This window comes from Nicoliella sp. ESL1120, from assembly GCF_058508515.1.
The window spans coordinates 1,383,872-1,402,692 of sequence record NZ_CP196383.1; the positions used below are offsets into that span (position 1 = coordinate 1,383,872).

Annotated in this window: 24 protein-coding genes; 12 read left to right on the forward strand and 12 right to left on the reverse strand. The window is 35.7% G+C overall.

Features of this window, described 5'->3' with window-relative positions; genetic code table 11:
* Window positions 1-79 precede the first annotated feature (79 nt).
* The 10 genes from ACSYTE_RS06045 to eno all read right to left on the reverse strand — a co-directional run bounded on the left by ACSYTE_RS06045 (window position 80) and on the right by eno (window position 9,612).
* Window positions 80-622 (reverse strand): hypothetical protein, encoded by a 543-nt coding sequence (locus ACSYTE_RS06045; RefSeq protein WP_491716544.1) that lies wholly within the window; start codon window positions 620-622, stop codon window positions 80-82.
* Window positions 623-742: 120 nt separating this feature from the next.
* Window positions 743-1,105: a hypothetical protein gene (locus ACSYTE_RS06050; RefSeq protein ID WP_491716545.1), complete on the reverse strand. Its 363-nt coding sequence runs from the start codon at window positions 1,103-1,105 to the stop codon at window positions 743-745.
* A 132-nt stretch (window positions 1,106-1,237) separates the two neighbouring features.
* Window positions 1,238-2,311 carry an ABC transporter ATP-binding protein gene (locus ACSYTE_RS06055; protein ID WP_491716546.1) on the reverse strand — a complete coding sequence of 358 codons (1,074 nt, stop codon included), beginning with the start codon at window positions 2,309-2,311 and terminating at the stop codon, window positions 1,238-1,240.
* A gap of 14 nt (window positions 2,312-2,325) precedes the next feature.
* Window positions 2,326-3,144 carry a carbohydrate ABC transporter permease gene (locus ACSYTE_RS06060; RefSeq protein WP_491716547.1) on the reverse strand — a complete coding sequence of 273 codons (819 nt, stop codon included), beginning with the start codon at window positions 3,142-3,144 and terminating at the stop codon, window positions 2,326-2,328.
* Window positions 3,134-3,727 carry a carbohydrate ABC transporter permease gene (locus ACSYTE_RS06065; protein WP_491716548.1) on the reverse strand — a complete coding sequence of 198 codons (594 nt, stop codon included), beginning with the start codon at window positions 3,725-3,727 and terminating at the stop codon, window positions 3,134-3,136. The genes ACSYTE_RS06060 and ACSYTE_RS06065 overlap by 11 nt, the downstream gene beginning before the upstream one ends.
* Window positions 3,728-4,103: 376 nt before the next feature.
* Complete coding sequence (locus tag ACSYTE_RS06070; RefSeq protein WP_491716549.1) at window positions 4,104-4,949, reverse strand: metallophosphoesterase family protein; 846 nt, start codon at window positions 4,947-4,949, stop codon at window positions 4,104-4,106.
* A 22-nt stretch (window positions 4,950-4,971) separates the two neighbouring features.
* The gene (locus ACSYTE_RS06075; protein ID WP_491716550.1) at window positions 4,972-6,264 is read right to left on the reverse strand and encodes an ABC transporter substrate-binding protein; all 1,293 of its coding nucleotides are present in this window, start codon (window positions 6,262-6,264) and stop codon (window positions 4,972-4,974) included.
* Window positions 6,265-6,572: 308 nt separating this feature from the next.
* Window positions 6,573-6,863, reverse strand: a complete 291-nt coding sequence (locus ACSYTE_RS06080; RefSeq protein WP_491716551.1) for a hypothetical protein — start codon at window positions 6,861-6,863, stop codon at window positions 6,573-6,575.
* Between the two features lie 40 nt (window positions 6,864-6,903).
* The gene (locus ACSYTE_RS06085) at window positions 6,904-8,196 is read right to left on the reverse strand and encodes an MFS transporter (RefSeq protein WP_491716552.1); all 1,293 of its coding nucleotides are present in this window, start codon (window positions 8,194-8,196) and stop codon (window positions 6,904-6,906) included.
* A 129-nt stretch (window positions 8,197-8,325) separates the two neighbouring features.
* Entirely contained in the window at window positions 8,326-9,612 is a 1,287-nt protein-coding gene (eno, locus tag ACSYTE_RS06090) for a phosphopyruvate hydratase (RefSeq protein ID WP_491717307.1), read from the reverse strand.
* Window positions 9,613-9,780: 168 nt separating this feature from the next.
* On the opposite strand from eno, the gene ACSYTE_RS06095 reads away from it, so the two are divergent.
* A complete protein-coding gene (locus tag ACSYTE_RS06095) occupies window positions 9,781-10,695 on the forward strand; it encodes a DMT family transporter (protein ID WP_491716553.1) in 915 nt (304 codons plus the stop codon).
* Between the two features lie 2 nt (window positions 10,696-10,697).
* Here ACSYTE_RS06095 and ACSYTE_RS06100 read toward each other — a convergent pair whose 3' ends face one another.
* On the reverse strand, window positions 10,698-11,294 hold the full coding sequence (locus ACSYTE_RS06100; protein WP_491716554.1) for an NADPH-dependent FMN reductase: 597 nt from the start codon (window positions 11,292-11,294) through the stop codon (window positions 10,698-10,700).
* Between the two features lie 114 nt (window positions 11,295-11,408).
* On the opposite strand from ACSYTE_RS06100, the gene ACSYTE_RS06105 reads away from it, so the two are divergent.
* The 11 genes from ACSYTE_RS06105 (at window position 11,409) to ACSYTE_RS06155 (ending at window position 17,619) form a co-directional block, all read left to right on the forward strand.
* Entirely contained in the window at window positions 11,409-11,882 is a 474-nt protein-coding gene (locus ACSYTE_RS06105) for a MarR family winged helix-turn-helix transcriptional regulator (protein WP_491716555.1), read from the forward strand.
* A gap of 85 nt (window positions 11,883-11,967) precedes the next feature.
* Window positions 11,968-12,927 (forward strand): NAD(P)H-quinone oxidoreductase, encoded by a 960-nt coding sequence (locus ACSYTE_RS06110; RefSeq protein WP_491716556.1) that lies wholly within the window; start codon window positions 11,968-11,970, stop codon window positions 12,925-12,927.
* Between the two features lie 87 nt (window positions 12,928-13,014).
* Window positions 13,015-13,359: a hypothetical protein gene (locus ACSYTE_RS06115; protein WP_491716557.1), complete on the forward strand. Its 345-nt coding sequence runs from the start codon at window positions 13,015-13,017 to the stop codon at window positions 13,357-13,359.
* A 26-nt stretch (window positions 13,360-13,385) separates the two neighbouring features.
* A complete protein-coding gene (locus ACSYTE_RS06120) occupies window positions 13,386-13,808 on the forward strand; it encodes a hypothetical protein (RefSeq protein ID WP_491716558.1) in 423 nt (140 codons plus the stop codon).
* Between the two features lie 176 nt (window positions 13,809-13,984).
* Window positions 13,985-14,236, forward strand: coding sequence for a hypothetical protein (locus ACSYTE_RS06125; RefSeq protein ID WP_491716559.1), 252 nt, complete (start codon window positions 13,985-13,987; stop codon window positions 14,234-14,236).
* Window positions 14,237-14,521: 285 nt separating this feature from the next.
* Window positions 14,522-14,992, forward strand: coding sequence for a hypothetical protein (locus ACSYTE_RS06130; protein ID WP_491716560.1), 471 nt, complete (start codon window positions 14,522-14,524; stop codon window positions 14,990-14,992).
* Between the two features lie 20 nt (window positions 14,993-15,012).
* Window positions 15,013-15,519, forward strand: coding sequence for a hypothetical protein (locus tag ACSYTE_RS06135; protein ID WP_491716561.1), 507 nt, complete (start codon window positions 15,013-15,015; stop codon window positions 15,517-15,519).
* 33 nt (window positions 15,520-15,552) lie between these two features.
* On the forward strand, window positions 15,553-16,050 hold the full coding sequence (locus ACSYTE_RS06140; RefSeq protein ID WP_491716562.1) for a hypothetical protein: 498 nt from the start codon (window positions 15,553-15,555) through the stop codon (window positions 16,048-16,050).
* A 14-nt stretch (window positions 16,051-16,064) separates the two neighbouring features.
* The gene (locus ACSYTE_RS06145; protein ID WP_491716563.1) at window positions 16,065-16,568 is read left to right on the forward strand and encodes a hypothetical protein; all 504 of its coding nucleotides are present in this window, start codon (window positions 16,065-16,067) and stop codon (window positions 16,566-16,568) included.
* 31 nt (window positions 16,569-16,599) lie between these two features.
* A complete protein-coding gene (locus ACSYTE_RS06150) occupies window positions 16,600-17,109 on the forward strand; it encodes a hypothetical protein (protein ID WP_491716564.1) in 510 nt (169 codons plus the stop codon).
* A 48-nt stretch (window positions 17,110-17,157) separates the two neighbouring features.
* A complete protein-coding gene (locus ACSYTE_RS06155) occupies window positions 17,158-17,619 on the forward strand; it encodes a hypothetical protein (protein WP_491716565.1) in 462 nt (153 codons plus the stop codon).
* A gap of 50 nt (window positions 17,620-17,669) precedes the next feature.
* Here the strand turns inward: ACSYTE_RS06155 and ACSYTE_RS06160 are convergent, their stop codons facing one another.
* Entirely contained in the window at window positions 17,670-18,323 is a 654-nt protein-coding gene (locus tag ACSYTE_RS06160) for a restriction endonuclease subunit S (protein WP_491716566.1), read from the reverse strand.
* Between the last annotated feature and the right edge of the window lie 498 nt (window positions 18,324-18,821).

Below are 18,821 nucleotides of genomic sequence, written 5' to 3' on the forward strand. Positions count from 1 at the left end.
ATTTTATATTTATTAATCATTTCAAAATTAACATTAAAAAGAGGGTTACTTGGAAAAAATCCAAGTAACCCCCTATTTTTTACATCAATACGTTTGAATTCGCTGATTTTTGATTTGAATACTTCTTAGCTAACTGTTTAGTTTGATAGTATGTTCCTGAATCAACGTTCGATTGCATCGATCTGATTGATAACGTCTTATGCTTATTGACAGTTTGAACCTTAAAATAGCTGCCTGAGCCATATTGTTGATCCCAATCATAAGTCTCTAGCCAGCCACCAGTTTGCCAGGCATAAATCCAATTTTCCTGATCCTTGGTAACCTTTTTAGCATCATGTTGTTTATAAGCATGTAATGTAATCTTAGCATTCGTTTTGCCGTTATTCGTTACGGTCAGTTGATTCTTAGTCAGTTTTACAGCCGTATAACCAGTCTTTTTATTGTATGAATACCAAGTCGTCTGCATTGCCTTTGGAAAAGTCTTTACGTACTTTTTAGTTTCTGCAGTCGTATTGGTCGTGGATGAAGAATTTGAAGTTGCAGCATTTACCGCAGTAACACCAGTGCCCAACAATAACAAACTAGCTGATAAAGTAGTAAACACCATTTTTCTTAATTTCATAATCTATCTCCTTTAGTTTCAAGCTAAATGTTAGTTTACACGAATTCAACGCTAAAGCAACAATATGATATCAATCCTTAATCATTAATTTCCAAACAGCAATCAAATAAAGGGACGAATTTAGTCAACGAACCCCTTTGATTTTACGGTGAAATAATACCGCTGCCCGCCACTAATCGCAAAGTTATCATCCTCATTATCGCTTAAATAAATATCATAATTTTCAATAAATCGATGTGCTAAAGTTGCAATTGCTTCGTTAGTAGCGACCCCAAATAAGTCTTTATCCTCTTCAAATGGTTGATTGACCACATCATCGTGACGATATTTCTTTCCAAGATAAACACTAGCTAAACCCTGGTAAAAAGCAGCAGATAGCAAATCTTCTTGACTAGTGGCAAAGCTATTTAAATGCCCGTCAAAGCGTTTTAGGTCAATCAAATAATATTTATATGCATCAGCAGTGACTTTCTGTAAATTCATTTGCATCCCCCCATGGTTTTAAAACAAGCATAGGTGAATTTAGTAATTGAATCAATCAATAATATACTTGCCAATCTAAAAAGCCCATTAATCCACCCTAGGATAGACTAATGAGCTTTTATTAATGGTCAACTAAATTCTTTCACCAGTTTCTTTATCAAAAACAATTATTTTCTGATTATTAAATGAAAAGCTAACTTCTTTATTACTGCCATCCCAATCGCTTACGTTCGCTTTAAACGTTGTTCCATTCTTAGTTTCAAGGGTTAGCTCATAATACTTTCCATAATCAACTACATATTTAACGTTCGCCTTAATTCCAGAATCTGAATTATTAACTAAAACATTTTCGGATCTGATCCCTAAAACATAACTTTTACTATTATCCAATTTAATCTTATCAGGTAATATTTTTGCCAATGAATATTCATTTTCAAGGTATGGAGTCGCATTTTGGAATGTAATATCAAAAAGATTAATCCTTGGCGTTCCAATAAACTTAGCAACAAACAGATTAGCGGGTTCTTCATAAATCTTCTTAGGACTATCGATCATTTGAATTTTACCGTCATTGATTACAGCGATTCGATCACCCAAAGCCATTGCTTCCATTTGATCATGGGTAACGTAAATAATCGTCTGTTCACTATCGTTATGAAGCCGAATGATTTCATCCCGTGCCTTTTCACGTAATTGAACATCAATATTGGATAACGGTTCATCAAGTAAAAAGATCCGACTCTTCTTAGCCATACCCCTGCCAAGGGCCACCCGTTGCTTTTGTCCCCCTGACAACTGAGCAGGATATTTCTTCTGGTGGTCAACTAAGTCGAGTGACTCAAGAATCTTTTCAACCCGATTCTTGATTTCTGTTTTACTAACCTTGTGAACCTTAAGTGCGTATTCGATATTTTGTCTAACCGTCATATTTGGATAGAGCGCATAATCTTGAAATACCATGGCAATGTTTCTTTCGCCACTTGCGGTATTCTTAACATCCTTACCATCAAAAATGATTTCACCATCGCTTGGTGTTTCAAGTCCCGCAATCATTCTTAAGGTAGTAGACTTTCCGCATCCTGAAGGCCCTAGTAGAACCAAAAATTCGCTGGGGTTAATCTTTAAATTCATATCTTTGATTACTGAACTATTTTTAAAGTTTTTAGAAACATCTTTTAATTCAACGCTTGATCCTGAAGTACTCATTTAAAATCCCTCTCTTATTTTAGTCCCGCACTACTGATATTGTTCAAAATGTATCTTTGAAGCGCAATATAAATCAATAGTGGTGGAATAATCATAATTGTTGCGACAGCCATTGCCAGTGGGAAGTTAGTTCCCCCTTCACTGGAGATATAGTTCTGTAATGCTAATGGCAACGTGAAGCTACCAGTATTCTTCAAAATCAAGGTTGGCCATACATACTCATTCCATGAATTAATGAAGAACAACGCACCCATACTGATGATACTTGGTCTCAATAATGGTAGAACGATATTTCTAAAAATCCTAAAATCACCCACATTATCGATCTTAGCAGACTCAATCAAACTATATGGAATCTTACCCATTGATTTAACAAATAACATGATCCCAGAAGCATCACATAGTTGTGGTAAAACGACCCCGATAATTGTATTCAAAAGGTGCGCTCTCGAAATAACTAAGTAGTTCGGAATCATTGTCATTGTAAATGGAACAAACATCGTTGCCATAAATACAAAGTAAATCCATTTCTTACCCTTAAAAGCATGGTACTTAAAGGCATAGGCTGCTAATAATCCTGTAAATACCTTTCCCAAGGTTACCAAACTAGCCATAAAAAAGGTGTTCCAGATCAATTGAATGATATTTAATTGTTTCGCAAGGGTAATATAATTAGCTAACGAAGGGTGACTAGGGATAAATTGCAGTGGAGTTTGATACGATTCTTGGACCGTTTTAAATGAATTCCCAATCATAAAGATAACGGGTAAAATTGCAACTAAACATACGATAATTAAAATCACGTGCCAAGCGGTGTATTTATTAACCTTCATTGCCAAAAATCTCCTTTCCTTCAACAAATTTAATTTCTAAGAATAAAAAGATGAGGAAAATAATAAAAGTAAAGATTGCCATTGCAGCGGAATCACCGGTCTTATATAAAACAAAGGCGTTTAAATAAGTGTGATAAATCACATTGGATGATCCATAATTAGGACCCCCTTGAGTAATTACACTAATTGGGGTAAATACATATTGCAGCCCCTGCACGACGGTCAAAATCAACACGTACATACTAATGCTTTTGTTCATTGGCATAACAATGTCTTTCACCATCCGCCATTTAGGAATTGCATCCATCTTAGCTGCATTTAAAATATTCTCAGGAATTGCTCCCAATCCAGTTAAGAGCAAAATAAAGTTATAACCGAACACCTTCCAGTTAGCAATCAAACAAAGCACCGTAACTGCCATCCCACCAGAATTGGTCCATTGCGGTAGTTTGACTCCAATCGTGTGAAAGAGCTCAGCAACTGGTCCAGCCACCGGATTCAATAACCAAGAAAATAGCATTGCACCAACCACTAATGAAAATAAACTTGGGATGAAAAAGATGATCTTATAAATTCCCTTCATTTTGGAAATAAAATACTGAACGATAATTGAAATGAAATAAGGAACAATAAAGTTCAAAATTAATAGGAAAATAATATAAACAATCGTATTAAGGATTACTTTTAAATTAGTTGGGTCTGTAAATAATGAAATATAGTTTTTTAGCCCGACAAAGTTTTTATCTGGTGAGATCAAATTCCAATCGCAGAAACTTAAATAAATAGTATACAAAATTGGTATGATCAGAAAAATTAACATTATCAGTCCGGCTGGGGTTAAGTATAGAAAAGATTTCCAACTCCCCTTTTTATTATTAGTCATTTAACCGCTCCCGTTTTATTAAATACTTTCATTAACAACGCGACCTCCTAAATAATTAGGAGGTCAGTTCGTTGCACTATTTAAATTTACCTTTATCTAAAAATTCAATGTCCTCAACTTTAATGTGTCCATTAATATTGCTAGGGCCATGGCCATCGCTTAATAGCTGAACCAAAGTCGTCCCGATATTATTATCGTCAATATCAATGACATTATAGCTAGTTGCGTCACAATAAACGTGATCGTATGGGTCTCGACAATCGATATGGTACGCAGTCGAATCACCGATTACATTAAAGATGCCGTTATAGTTATAACTCGTTGGAAAATGAACATGTCCCGAGAATACTCCAATAACGTTTTTACCATTAATGATGTCGTAAAATTCATCACCATTTTGTAAAATACTATACTTCATGTACTTTAATGGTGCCCCATAGGCTGGGTGGTGCATAAAGATAATTGAACTCTTGTCTGATTTGCTTAACTCATTAGATAACCAATCTAATTGATCACTGCTTAGATATCCCTGTTCAATATTGCCATGCTTAGTATCTAAAAAGTAATAATCATAATCAGGTGAGGAAACTTTATAGTAGCACTTATCCTTAGCTTCTTGATTTAAATATCCCTTATAGAAATCAGCAGTGCGATCATGATTACCTAACGTTACGTAAATCGGCATTCCTAGCTTTTCACTTTGTTGATCAAGATAACGTCTCAACATTTTGTAGTCCGTCTGATTGCCTTCGTGAATAAGGTCTCCGGTAATCACAATAAACTCAGCTTTTGAATTATTTTTTTCAATATCATCAAACACTAGTTGTAGTTTATCATTTGGGCTAAATTGTTGTTTCATTTGCTTAGCACCAGTGGTGTTTTTTAAATGAGTGTCTGTTATCTGAATTATCTGATGAAGCATCTTTAAACCCCCATTTAAACTATTATTGTTGAGAATTAATCTTATCTTGAGCTTCCTTTAGTGCTGAAGAAACATTGCTACCTGCAAGAATCTTACTTTTAGCATCGATCAATGTTTGTTCTGCTTGTAAACCATTCTTAGGGAATGAAGTCCAAGGAACAGCGTTGCCCAATTCTGAGTTAGCAGCCTTTAATAGTGGCATCTTAGTAAAGTATTGCTTAAATTCAGTTGAGTTAGCGGCATCCTTAGTTGGTGGTAAATAACCAGTTGCCTTAGTCCAATCAACAAGTGATGAGTTCTTGTAAAGGAACTTTTCAAATGTCCAAGCAGCCTTTTGCTTAGCTGAATCTTGGGAAGTAATTGCAAGCATTGACCCACCAACTGGAACCTTCAATTCGTGACCAGAGAAGGTAGGTGCAGTTTGAGAAGTTACATCGAACTTAGCACCACTCTTAATGTGAGAAGCTTGGGCAACGGTCGTGAACATCATTGCAACCTTACCAGTGATAAAGTCATCAATTCCTTGATCCCATTGAGTATGCAATGCAGATTTGTCCTTATTAACCATGTCTTGGTAGAATTGCATAGCCTTGATTCCTTGGGAACTAGCAAATGTTGCCTTTCCATTTTCTTGGATATTAGCACCATTACTTAACATCATTGCTTGTTGAGCCCAAGTGTCACTAGGTTCTTGAATGTATACCCCGTAGGTATTACCACTACTTGCTGATTTAATCTTATTAGCAGCGGTTCTAACCCCTTCCCAAGTACTTAAGCTACTGGACTTAATGCCATACTTTTTAAGTAGGTCATTGTTCACATATAGGATAGGAGTACTTAATGAATAAGGTAATCCAACTAATTTACCATCACTGTTCTTTGCGAATGATAAAGTCTTGGATGAGAAATTATTGTTAATAAAGTTACTTCCTGAATCAAATTTGCTTTGTGCATCGGTTGGTGTCATATATTTAAATGTCTTAGAGAAGTAGTTGGAATATGACCATCCAACTTGTACAATATCTGGAACCGTTCCAGATGCTTGTGCAGATTGCAGGTTTTGCATTAATCCTTGGTACATATTAGGATTATACTTTGCGGTCACCTTAATGTTCTTATGTGTATCGTTAAATTCCTTAACTAATTTGTTAACAGTTTGTCCACCCATTGTCTGGGCGTTAACATGCCAATAAGTAATATTTGTTACCTTATCTGAATCTGATGATTTACTTGAGCTACACGCAGCAAGCGTAGCCCCTAAAGTCAAAACTGATAAAACTCCTGCCAAAAATTTTAAAGCTTTATTAGCTCTCATAATTATATCTCCTCGCTTTCAAGAACAATATTATCAAATGAAATTAAACTTAAAGTAAATTTAATGTATTAAGTTTGTAAAGATTATAATTTAATATTGTAAATAAATTAGAATCATAAAAGATATATATGAAGATAAAATATGCAAAAAAAGATCCTAGCCCCGTTAAATCAACGATGCTAGGATCATATTTTTGAAAATATTATTTTAAATTCAACCGATTGTCCTTTAATTCATTTAATTTAACGGCTTTATAGCCATCCTATCTCAATAATAAAAGGGGTGCCCCAATCGGACACCCCCCCTTATTATTTAAAGCTAATTTCGAACTTTTTGTCAGCCCATTCAAAATTAATTTTAGTTTCAAAAACCTGGCTCATATAAAATTCAGTGGTACTGATTTCATCATCACCAGCAGTAATTAAAAATCTTAATTCATCATCATCGTTAGGATCCTTAATTAACTCTTCGTTGGTTTTGTTAATTCCAGATAGGTCGATCGTGAGCCCTTCTAAATCATCAACCCCGGTAAATACTTCATCTGGCTTAAACTTACCCCTACGTAAACACATTAAAAATGGCATTTGTAATCTTTTCAAAATAATTCAACTCCTATTTAATAGTACTTATATCATATCATTATTTAACACGTTTTAAGAGAAATTCGTCATCTCGTTTTATATCACGTACAAAAATTGACGTGCTAAGGGTTGCATAGATTACTAATAAAATTCCACTAACGATCAAGACGTAACTGCCATGCTTAAAAATATCGAACAGCAGCGTATAAACCAACGTCCCCACTGGCATGATTGCAAAACTAGCGGTATAAAGCGTCGCACTAACCCGACCTAAAATATGGGTATGCACGGTACTTTGTAGTCTAATCTCAATTGCAAGATCGAAGATGGCAAATGCAAAGTCCATTAATAGTGCTAATAATAATCCAAAAATGCCCACCATCAAAGGGCTCGGCTTTATTGCAAATAACGTTCCTAGGCCTAGTAACGACAGTCCATTCAATATCAATGCTGCAATCACCTTCTCGGCAAAATGACGCTGGTTTTTAGTGAACGTCATCAATAGACTCCCCAGTAGATAGCCGATCGAATAACCCATTTCAACGAACACCACGGTTTGATTGCTCATATGCAATTCGTTCACAATGATGAATGGACTCCCCGTCACAACAGCGGTAAAGAAGAAATTGACTACGATTTCTGAAATAATCGTATCCCTAATAAACGGTCGTTTCTTCATGTAATGCAACGTTTCTGTGAATTGTTGCAGCTGTGAAGCCCCCTGTGCTGTTTTTTCACTGGGTTCTGCCTTATAAAAATGAAGTGACATCATAATCAGAAGTGCAATTACAGTTGCAACCATTTCCAGGATTATCAATCCTTCAATACTGATCAATGAATATAAAAGGACCCCAAACACTGGTGATAAAATCCGCGAAGCCGATGCACAGGCAGTGGTCAAAGAACTCAGTTTAGCAATTTGACTTCGGTTCACCAATTGCTTAATCGATGCTGAATAGGCAGTGTTTCTGACGTTAACTAGTAACGAATCAATTGCGATGAATAACCCTACTGGAATCAATAATCCCATTCCGTGAAAGTGTGGCAATGCAATTGCTAATAACCCAAACCCAAATAAGCGTAATAAAAATCCCCAAAAGATGATTCGTTTATGATCATGAGTATCCACAAAGTTACCAATTGGAATAAAAAAGATCAAACTCATTAAGGGGGCCACTACCAATCCCATTCCAAAGCTCAGTGGCGAGTTAGTGGCATGCAGTAACATAAAGCTGATTCCATAATCGAAAATCCCAAAACTAAATGCCCCTAATCCATTACTAGCAATCGCCTTTAAAATCTGTAAGTTAGATTCCTTATCAGTTAATGCTAGTCCTCCTTGGTTATCCATTATTAAACACCTCCTCATAAAGGGTTTAATAACTATTCTAAAATTTTACAGAATAAAAGACAACTAAATTGGAATCAAAAAACTCCTGAATGCCAAAACACTCAGGAGCCCTAATAATCATTTTGAAGGTTAATCTAAATCAACATCATTTGGATAGTGAGCAACGGGGGTTAAATCATGCATTGCTTCTTCAATCCTTAAAATATCATTGTATTTTTCAACCCGTTCTGAACGAGCCATTGCTCCAGCCTTCAATTCGCCACCATTAACGGCAACTGCAAAGTCTGCAACGAATGTATCACCAGTTTCACCAGAGCGGTGACTGATCATCGTTCTAAAGTTGTTCTTCCGCGCTAATCGAACTGCTTCTAGGGTTTCAGAAACCGTTCCAATTTGGTTCAATTTAATCAAGAGGGTGTTACCAGCACCCAATTTAATTGCCTTACGGATAAACTTAGGGTTCGTAACAATCAAGTCATCATCAACGATTTGAACTCTGTCACCCAAACGCTTAGTAGCGGTAACAAAGTCATCCCATGAGTTTTCATCCATTGGATCTTCAACTGACATAATTGCGGGGTACTTATCAACTAAATCACTAACGTAGTCAATGAATTGTTCAGGTGTATAAGTCTTGCCTTCAAAATTATAGTTACCACTATCTTTGTCGTAGAAAGAGGATGCTGCAAAGTCCATCGCAATTCCGATGTCTTCACCTGGAACGTAACCAGCTTGCTTGATTGCCTTGTAAAGGGCTTCCACGGCTTCTTCAGTGTGCTTCATGTTTGGCGCGAATCCACCTTCATCACCAACACCAGTTTCAAAGCCTTCAGCTTCTAAGACCTTCTTTAGGGTGTGATAAACATCAGCGATTTTATTGATTCCATCACGGAATGAAGTCTTCTTGAGTGGGGTGATCATGAATTCTTGTGCATCGATATCGTTATCGGCATGTTCACCACCGTTAATAACGTTGTGGAATGACTGTGGTAATTCAATGTCAACCCCACCAAGGTAACGATACAATGGTTCGTTAAAGTATTCAGCAGCAGCACGAGCAGTTGCCATTGAGACTCCTAAGATTGCATTGGCCCCTAACTTAGCCTTATTAGGCGTCCCGTCTAATTCGATCATGATTTGGTCGACTTGGCGTTGATCAAATGGGCTGACTCCATGAAGGGCGTTACTAATTTCGTTGTTAATATGACCAACGGCCTTGGTAACCCCCTTACCCATTAAACGTTTGCCACCATCACGAAGTTCAATCGCTTCGTTTTCACCAGTTGAAGCTCCAGATGGTACTTCGGCTCTTCCCAACGTACCGTCAGTTAAAATAACGTCGGCTTCAACCGTAGGATTACCACGAGAATCAAAAACTTCCCGTCCCTTAACTCTTTCAATATAAACTTCGTTCAAATGCATAACACCAAATCCTCTCGTTTTTTATTTTTAACTTTAGATTCAATTCAATCACTATATTAAAACAGCCGATTTTAAAACACAAAAATAATGGCTCTAATATTAAGTAAGTTTAAAGCTAAAATAGTAAAATAAAAGTAATACTAAATTAAGGAGATTTTATTTTTGACATTTTTAATTGGAATCATCGCTGGGCTGGTGTTGCCTATTCAAACATCAATTAACACCAAATTAAAAAACACCATGCAAGGTTCACCCTTTTTAGCATCAATGACATCATTTACAATTGGAACGATCACGCTATTGATCGCTAATCTAGTCTTAGGTGGCTCACTACTGGTCCCTGGGAACCTCTTTGTTAACCAACCTGCTTGGATCTGGCTAGGCGGAGCACTCGGGGTAATCGGATTGACTGCCAACATCATTATCTTTCCTTATTTAGGCGCGGTCCAAACGGTGGTCATGCCAATTTTAGGTCAAATACTGATGGGAATGATCATTGATAATTTCGGGCTATTCAAAGCCCCCGTTCATCCATTCACCATCATTCGCCTCATCGGAATCATCATTTTACTAAGTGGTATTTTTATGATCGTCATTAAAAAAGATGAGGAAAACGATGTTAAACATGGTAAACACGTTTGGCAATTCATCGGGCTAATCGCTGGAATGTTTCAAGCATCCCAAACCCCAATCAACGGACACTTGGGAATAGTGCTTGGTTCTTCAATCCATGCAGCGCTCGTTTCATTTTTAGTGGGAACGGTGATTCTATTCATCATTGCAGCATTTACAGATCATGGCTACCGAAAAGTTGGTAATGCTTTTGGTACTGGTCATCCTTGGTGGATCTGGATCGGTGGAGCCCTCGGAGCTTTTTACGTCCTAGCCAATGCATACCTCAGCCCAATTATCGGGGCTGGAACCGCAGTCATACTGACGCTGTTAGGGAATTTATTTGGTGGAGTCATTTTTGACCGACTCGGAATCATGGGAGCAACCAAGAAGCATATTACCATCATTCAATATGCGGGGATTATAATCATGTTAGCGGGGGTCATCATTATCAAACTGTTCTAAGCCTACTTAAATGGATGGGCTTTCAATAAGTCCGTGTAAAATGCAATCTTTCTGGCTGTTTGTAACAATTTCTTTCCATAGTAATCACCAGATGGCGCATCGGGTAACAAGGATCCATCGGCTGCAAAGTTATTTTGAACACTGACGATTAATACTTGTGGTGGTAACACTAATGCCCCTAACCTCGTTAATACGGGACCCAATTCGAGTCCCCCAAACTGACCGCCCCGACCATTATTAGAATAAGAAACAATCATTGTCGGCTTATTATTGATCTCACCTGCCAAATAATCAATCGCATTTTTTAACACCGCGGGAAACGAATGGTTATACTCAGGCGTTAAGAAGATGTATCCATCGGCAGCTTGCATGTCGTCTAACCATCGTTGTTCGTTCGTTTTCAAATGACGAGCTGGGTTATTCAACGGTGGTAACGCTTCATAGAAGAATGGTAATTGATAGCTCCCCACCTCTAATAATCTAAATTGGTCGCCAGTTGCTTTTTCATATTCGGTTTGATGATTTTTAAAATAGTTAATTAGATTTTTACCCAAGGCGGTTTCACGCGAACTGCCTAAAATAACATTAATTTTGTTCATAATTATTCCTTCATCCATTTTCAATTTGTATTCATATGAATACATTTTCAGTATATCATTAAATAATTTAAAAGCAATTTTTATTCATGCGAATAAAACAGAAAGGAGTCGCAAATGAGTTCATCAGAACAGGTAATGAGCATCATCAGTCAAATGCTCGCGCAAGATTCAAAGGACGATAATGAAAAACAATGGTTAAAAAAACATGCACCAAGTAAAGATATCGCTGATGCAATTAATAATCTCACTACTCGTGATATGCACGTAATCGCAGCGGTTGGTAAGTTGCAAAGCGCATATGCCAAACAGCTGCCTGAAATCTTGCACCTATCGCAACCCACTATTTCTAGGGCTATCAAAAAATTATGTGACCATCAGATCCTGCTTCGCTATTCAACGCCCCAAAATAGTAAGGATATTATAGTGAAATTAACCCCAAGCGGAATGGAAATTGCCAAGGTCCAGGTCCAATTAAGAAAGCGCATCAATGATAAATTAGCCAATATTATGAATCGATTATCAAAAGCAGAGGCCCAGCAATTCATTACCACCCTAACCCAGATCAAGAACATAGACATCTTTAATTAGTTTTATACCAATCATTTGACAATCAGCTCCTAAAAAGCTAATGTATTTTAAAAGTAAAATAATATTTAGTAAGGGAGCTAACACCATGAAAGCAGTAACAATTCATAGTTTAAAGCAGGCCAATCCCATCGTTGACGTACCAATGCCCGCTGTACCTAGTGGCAATGTTTTAATTAAGGTGCATGCGACTGGCGTTAATCATGTTGACTTGGCATGGGCCAATGGCCACCGTAAGGATGATGACACCATTTTTGGCCTGGAAGTTGCCGGTGAAGTTGTTGAATCAAATTCAGCAGCTGTTAAGGTGGGCCAACGAGTCGCTGCACTAGTTGATGAAGGCGGATATGCAGAATTTGTTTCAGTCTCTGCCAACCGAATCATCCCCATTCCAGATGACTTTAGTTACTCGCAGGGAGCTAGCTTGCCCGAAAGCTATATTACCGCATACCAAACCCTCTTTTGGATCGGTAACTTACAGGCTAATCAAACAGTCTTGATCCATGCAGGTGCCAGTGGTGTCGGGACTGCTGCCATTCAATTAGCTAAAGCGCTGAAAAATGCAACCGTTATCACGACTTCCAGCACTGCTAAGACTGCCATCTGCAAGCAAAACGGTGCTGATTACGCAATCGATTATCAAACGCAAGATTTCGAAACTGAAGTAGATAAGATTACTGACCATAAGGGCGTTGACCTAATCCTCGACTTTATCGGAGCAGATTATTTTCAACATAATTTAAACGCAGTTGCTACTGATGGTCACATTGTTTTGATTGGTGATTTAAGCGGTAGTATCGTTAATGACGTTAACCTTCGCTACATCATGATTAAACGGGTTAGCATCACTGGAACGCTCCTCTCCACTCGATCAGCAGAATACAAGGCGCAATTAATTACCGACTTTGTTGATAAGACCAGTAAATTATTCGAAAGTGGTAAAATAAAGCCATTGGTCAGTGATGCCTTTGATTTACAGGACGCTAAAGCCGCCCAAGAATACATGTTAGATAAGAAGAATATTGGTAAGATCGTTATCAAAGTATAATTTAAGAGTCCATAGTGCTAATTTTTGAGCATTATGGGCTTTTATTAATTTGATAATGAGTTATTATTAGGGAAAGGAGGGATTTATATGAAATTGAAATCCTTGATTGTCATTTTAGGGACAGTATCATTTGTGCTATTTACATACCGTAACGTGGCAAGTGCATCTGGTTATGATTATGCTAATACAGCCACCCATAGTGTCAAAACCACCAAAACGGTCAAGGTATATCGAGTCACAGTTGGTAAAGATGAGGCCGACAATCAATTCCACAATGCTGGTAAAATTAAAAAGGGCACTCATTTATCAGTTAGTGATTGGGTCATGAGTACTGGAGGCGGTTACGTTGTTACTGGTAAACATAAATGGAAAGCAACAAGTAAAACGTTCTACTTTGTTCTTGACGAAAAACAAACCAAATGGTTTAAGTAAAAATAAATTACATAGGAGCTGATAATATGAAAAACAATAAATTTTTAAAGGGATTAATCTTTATTATTGCACTATTTACAGTCGGAGTATCAACAAATTACGTTGCTAATGCTGCAACGTGGCATAAGGGAACCCCTTCTGCATTACACGGAACCTGGGAAACGACGCGAATTAAAAAGGACGGCTATCAATCAAGTAATGGTCGCACCGTAATTAAGAAGAACAGTATTTATTCGACCCATCGCTTTGCGCCGATAAACCCTGATTCTGTAGATGCATTGAGCTATAAAAAAACAGGATCTAATTCATACACTGTTAAGGGGACTTACCATAATAATGGTGTTGGTAGCACTCAGTATCAATTTAAGATCTATAGTAAAGATAAAATCTACTTTAGTGGTAACAGAAGTGGTAAGTTTGGGGATGCCGCTACTTACTACCGTAAATAACATTTAATTTAACAGCATTCAGTGAATGAAATAGCTCACTGAATGCTGTTTTTTTATAACTTTACAACAATTAAATCATTTTTTTACATTAAAATTACATAAGTGTGGTATCATTTAATTGTAATTAAATTCTAATTACATAATTATCGAATTCTGAATGAATTGGAGGTTTTATTATGACAAAAATTAATTTTTTCAAGAATTTGAAGAAGGCATTTTCTGTAATGGTAATGACTGCTTCAGTTGCCACCGTTGGCGGATTTGCTACTCAGTCATTTTATGAAGCTAACGCAGCTTCACAGAATTATACTGAAAATCATAAATCTCAAAAGACAACTAATTCTAATGAAAATCCTAATTATTCGAATAAAAAACGTTCCTCCGAGTCAGAAAAAAGCAAAACCCCTGCATCTGACTTCTCAAAATAAATATTTATTTCATTCAGAATGATAGATAATTATCCTTCATAAGGATTTTATTCCCTCATTGATATACATTTCACTAAAAAGTGGTTGCATTGTCCCCCCTTTGCAGCCACTTTTATATATATAAATCCCCATTCAAAAGTTTGACTTAGATCGAAATCTAACTGCCAAACTTTTTAATTTATATAAAATAAACATCAACAGTTCTCGCAAATTGACATTATTTTGCTGAATCAATACAATTAAGTTATCTTTTCACATTAAATTAAGGGAACTGAGGTTATTTAAATGGAATTTAACGATAACAATTTAAAGAAAGTCATTGTCGAACTCAAAAACAATCTTTTACCAGGTTATCAATACGTTCAGGATAATAAAAGTGCGTCTTTATTACCTGGACACATAATTGAATTAGAGCAAAGTACGTTCCCATTCGATGCCAAAGCAGATAACTACGTTAAAACTAATATTTTTTTATCCCATAAGCGTTCAATTTTAGTAACCATCACTGATTCCAACTCCATCAAGCCAGACGTTGAAAACACCTATGATTTTATTTCAGGTAATGTTAAACCCATGTCAGTTGATGAGTTTAAAGCGCTTTGTGAAAGAACCGTCCCAATTGATAGTAATAAATATCAAATTGATGATAACGGCGGATTAAGTATCACCGTTCCATTTGAAGATAGCGTTATGCTAGTTGATAACATTAATCGATTGCTTAGCTTAAGAACACTATTGATTACCGCTGTAATCTAGAAAGAAGGGACTCCTAATTCATGTTTGTTAATCCAGAACAACTAAACTTTATTAATCAGCGATTAGATGTAGATACCATCATGGGATATACATATAGGGGCTGTGAACAAGTCAAACTGAAAGCTGATGAGAATCAAACTGTCGAAACGTTGATCTTTCACTTTTCCCAATCATTGACGCCCTATTTTAAAGATAATCGTAAAAACGATTCCATTAGTGCAGACATTGCCCTATATCCACTGGGCGGCCAATATGCAATTTCGGAAATTGCAGTTCAACCAGGAGCGATCACTTGCTTACAATTTCTACAGTCCCTCCCTGAATTCCAAAATAACCCCATTCAATTACCGGGATTAATGGCTTCAATTCCATCTATTTTAGACGATCGTTTCTTCTTCAACGAAAGATCAGAAACGTTCAATTTACAATCAGATAAGTATCTAAAATCATTTATTTATGGAATTAATGCATTATTAGGCGCTAGAGCCATTATTTTAACGATGGGCACAAAGTTGACCCAACAGTAAGTTTGCGTAAAAACAATATAAGAGGTGCACAAAATGAAATTAAATAACTCAAGCGTTGACCCAATAATTGAATGTTTAGAAAAGTTTATCCTACCTGGGTATCAATTTTCAGATTGTTTAGTCCGAAATGCTGAATTAGGGGAAGATGCCGTTGAATACTTTATGCTCATTGAACAAAAAATGAATCAATTCAATGAAATAAATGATGAGAATGTGATGCTAGGCATTATTCTTACTAACGACAGTACTTCCAATGATGTTATCATCAATGAGGCCACCCCTAGTCCTGCTGAATACGGATTAAATAATGCATATAGTTTGATTTGTAATCTTTTAGGCAATCAAATCGGCGCCGATCAGTTTAATCAACTATGTAACCAAATTGAACCCATGGATAGTTATAAATATTTCATTGATCAACATGGCTGTCTAACGACGATGGCAGATGAAATCAATCCGATCAAAGTAGTCAGTGGAATTAACATTCTTTTAAGTCTAAGAAGTAATTTGATTACTTCGATATTTGAATAAGGAGGTTCTTAATCATGGACTTTTTTAACGACCAAGTGATTAGTGAAATACGCAGCTTTGCCGAAAATGATTTAATTGCTGGTTACACATACCAGGATTTAAAAACCATCGATTTAAATGTGGAAGATCAAAAGACTCCTGCCATTGCGATTGAATTAAAACAACCATTGTTTCCATTCTTTAATGATGAACGCCAAAATTACTTTGTGAATGCGGAACTTATCATTTTTGTTTCCCCAAATAACGGTGCTTTTATTTACGAAGGTTCATATTTTAACGATTCACTTACAGCCTTCAACCTTTTAAATTCATTACCAGAATATATCGATAACCCAGTTAATCATGAATATTTTGATAACTTAATTCCGAATGTCGTTGACAATCGAATTGGTTTTAATCGGCTGCAAAATACACTATTCGTTCCTTCAAACGTCAGTCTCCCAGAAATTATTTTAAACATTAATGTCCTTTTAGGAGCTCGTAATGCTATGTTAACCTTTGGCATTCTAAGCCACTAGCGACACTGATTCCAGAATCAAATTTTAAAGAATGGATGTGAATATAACGAAATTTAATGATCAAGATATTATTAACGCCCTTGATGAGATCAAGGAAAATATTATTCCAGGATATGAATACACAATCTGTTCAGAGACTGAGTGTGAATATAATGGAAATAAAATTCCAGGATATTTAATCGAACTCGAACAAAAAACATATCCATTTGATGCTCGGAAAAATCATTATCATCATTTAGGTATTTTTTTAGCCCAAATTAATCCCAATTATGTTACATTTATGAATACTAGTTCCAACCGCTATCAGTTTGATAGTACATACCAAACCATCTGTAAGATGCTAAATAAAACAATTGATATCAATGCATTTCGCGAAATGTGTGATGCCATCGCGCCCATTAGTAATAAATATATGGTTAATAATAATGGCGATTTAATTACCCAGGCCCAATTAATCGATAATTCTAGTTTAGTTGATGGTATTAACATCATTCTTGGGCTTCGTACTGCTTTAATGGCATCAGCGTTAAAAAGGAAGTGAGCTAGATTGTTTATAGATAATGAGCAATATGATTTTATTAATAAAAAAATGCAAAATTGCACGATTCCTGGTTATGAGTACCAAGGTTGTGGAATTTTTCCAATGAATGTCGATAACAATACACAGATGCAAACGGTCATATATCAATTTAGTCAGCGGCTTACCCCGTTTTTTAATGATGATCGAAAAAATAAGTATACTAATGTTGAAATTGTGCTGTATCTTTTAAATCGTCAATTTTTTGTTTCAGAAGTTGATTACCATAGTGATGCTTCATCCACAGTTCGCTTTTTAAATTCGTTAGTTGAATATCAACAAAACATGTTTAACATGACTGAGTTTAAAGCCTCCCTGCCAAATGCATTAGACGATAGATTCTACTTTAATGAAGTGACCAATACGTTAAACCTCAAAGTGAATAATAATTTAAATTCAATCGTCTATGGAATCAATGATTTATTAGGGGCGCGGGAGATTATATTGACGATTGGGACGAAGTTGCAGGGATAAAAAATAATTAAAATGGAACTCATCTTTTGAAGGCGAGTTCCATTTTTTAATTATATAAACATATTTTGAAGATAGCCTTTTTTAAGCTGTTCTAGGTGATCGAGTTTGGATTGTTGGAGTTCGATTTGGTGGTCAAGATTTTCAAATGCTTTACTAATCTGCTTTTGTTCATCTAAGTTTGGAATACTAATAATCATCTTTGATAATTGATTAAACGAAAGAGTATCCCTGACTCCACCTTCAGATAATCCTTTCCTTTGTCTATTAAAGGAATCTGTTTTAAACCAATTTAAAAAGTACTTTGAATCTAATTTATCATTCGTTTTAAAAGAAACATATAAAGGTGAAACAACTGAAGTATCTCCATCATCTTTATACGCTATTGATCCAACATTTATTCTGGAAGGATTGTAAGCAAAGTAACCCCTTTTTATAACATAGTAATTAGATAGGTCTTTACTTGCAACTGAATAGTTATTGAATTGATCCATTTGGTTTATAAAGCCGTGTTTATTTGAAATGCTTTCCACATGGTCATATTTTAAATGAATATTCTTACAACCATTTTTTATTAATAAGTCATATAAATGGTAGTTCCTATTAAATAGGCTAATTGATGGCACGGTTTCTTCATTTGAGGGATATAGTTTTTGTAAGTAGCCACGCTTTAGATGCTTTAGTTGATTTAATTTTTGATTTTGCAAATTTATTAATTTATCTAGTGTTTGGAAAAAGTTGCTGATTTTTATTTGTTCATCATCACCAGGAACAGATAATTTTATTCTATTAACATATTTTTTATTATTGATTTATAGTTGCGCCCAAATTTATATGAATTTCATTTTTGAAATGATTTGTACTAAGTAAAGTAAATATAAAATTAGAGTTTATGGGCCTTAATAAAGACATAAATGCTCCTAAAACAGTATGTTCCATATATTTTAATACTAATGAATTTTTACCAATTAAATTTCTACTGCCATTTCTAACAACTATAACAATATCAATTTCTCTTACATTTTCGAAATTTACGATATTATTATTTACATAAATATTATTAAAGTTGACTAGCATAATGTTATTAACTTAGATTATCTTAGAAACAGAGTTCCTAACTCCCTTAAATCCTTCGGACGATAAGTTAGTCCTCCTATTATTTTAGCTAATTCATTAATTTTTTTAATTTTCCATAAATCATTAAA